Here is a 1,057-nt window from a genome sequence, read left to right on the forward strand (position 1 = left end):
AGCGAGGATGGATCAGGGCCGGGGCCTTCAAGCTTTGCACCCACCATGGCACATCTCCGACTGAATCTGAATCGTCTGCCACGATACGCCCGAAGTCGGCTTTCACCGACTCTGTCTATATAATGGCGGAGACGATCTTCGGGCCGACGATCGCACTGTCGACGGGCCGCATCATCCCAACCCGATGGGTCGGCGAGCAGCACGTCCGCGAAGATTTGGGCTTCATCCCCAGCTTTTCGGACTGGATCAAGGCGATCCGACCGGAACCTTGGATGGGGCGAACTGAGAAGCTTGAGCCTTTGGTCGATCCGCACCTGGTATCGCCCGTGTTGGAGGTCAGGTGACGTGGACCCGTTCTATCCCCATCTGAATCTTCCCCTGACGGCAAAACCGCGTGATGTCATCAAGGCTGCGGCCAAAGCGCTGCATCCGTGGATCCGCCGTCAGCCCGGTCTGCGGCTGTCGCGGCGACGGTTCTACCGCGACATGCTGAATGCGCATGAGGCCGCACAGGAGAGGGCAAGGTCTGCTTCGTCCTGACCGGCAGACACCAACCCCAAAGACTTACCCCTCTTCAATCATACCGCCCGGCCCTTCGGTCGGGTGGTTCTCATTCAGGAGTCACCTATGGCTGATTACTTCACGCATTTCTCGTGCCTGCTCGATGTTAGCACTTCGGAAAATGCGCTTGCCGCGCATCGTATGTTCGTCCAGTCGCGGCTTGAAGACGCTGACCGCGATGAACCGCTTTGCTGCGGCTTCGAGCTTTCGCTGCAAGAGGGCGACGCTGCGTATGTCCTTTGGATCCACGATGATCTCTCTGGCGACGTCGAACAGGTGATTGGCTTCGTGCTGCGCCTGGCTGAAGCGTTCGACCTCAAGGGGGTGTGGGGTTTCGCCTATGCCTTATGCCGAATTCGGCATAAGGCGTATTATGCCGGGATCAGGATTATGCCGCATGGCCCTCCAGTCGACGAGAAGCATCGACTTGGCATACTGCCAGACCAGCCAAAGATTATTAGGTGCGGCTGACCGGCTTCATGGTCCTGAACCCTCA

General features: G+C 58.7%; 3 protein-coding genes. All 3 read left to right on the top strand.

Annotated elements, in window-relative coordinates; genetic code table 11:
- Window positions 1-11 precede the first annotated feature (11 nt).
- The 3 genes from FOA17_RS15480 (at window position 12) to FOA17_RS15490 (ending at window position 1,032) form a co-directional block, all read left to right on the top strand.
- Window positions 12-344: a DUF6915 family protein gene (locus tag FOA17_RS15480; RefSeq protein WP_238991847.1), complete on the top strand. Its 333-nt coding sequence runs from the start codon at window positions 12-14 to the stop codon at window positions 342-344.
- Window position 345: 1 nt separating this feature from the next.
- A complete protein-coding gene (locus FOA17_RS15485; protein ID WP_108437617.1) occupies window positions 346-540 on the top strand; it encodes a hypothetical protein in 195 nt (64 codons plus the stop codon).
- 87 nt (window positions 541-627) lie between these two features.
- The gene (locus FOA17_RS15490) at window positions 628-1,032 is read left to right on the top strand and encodes a hypothetical protein (RefSeq protein WP_149142418.1); all 405 of its coding nucleotides are present in this window, start codon (window positions 628-630) and stop codon (window positions 1,030-1,032) included.
- Window positions 1,033-1,057: the final 25 nt, after the last annotated feature.

The organism is Gemmobacter caeruleus, from assembly GCF_008271655.1.
GTDB lineage: Bacteria > Pseudomonadota > Alphaproteobacteria > Rhodobacterales > Rhodobacteraceae > Gemmobacter > Gemmobacter caeruleus.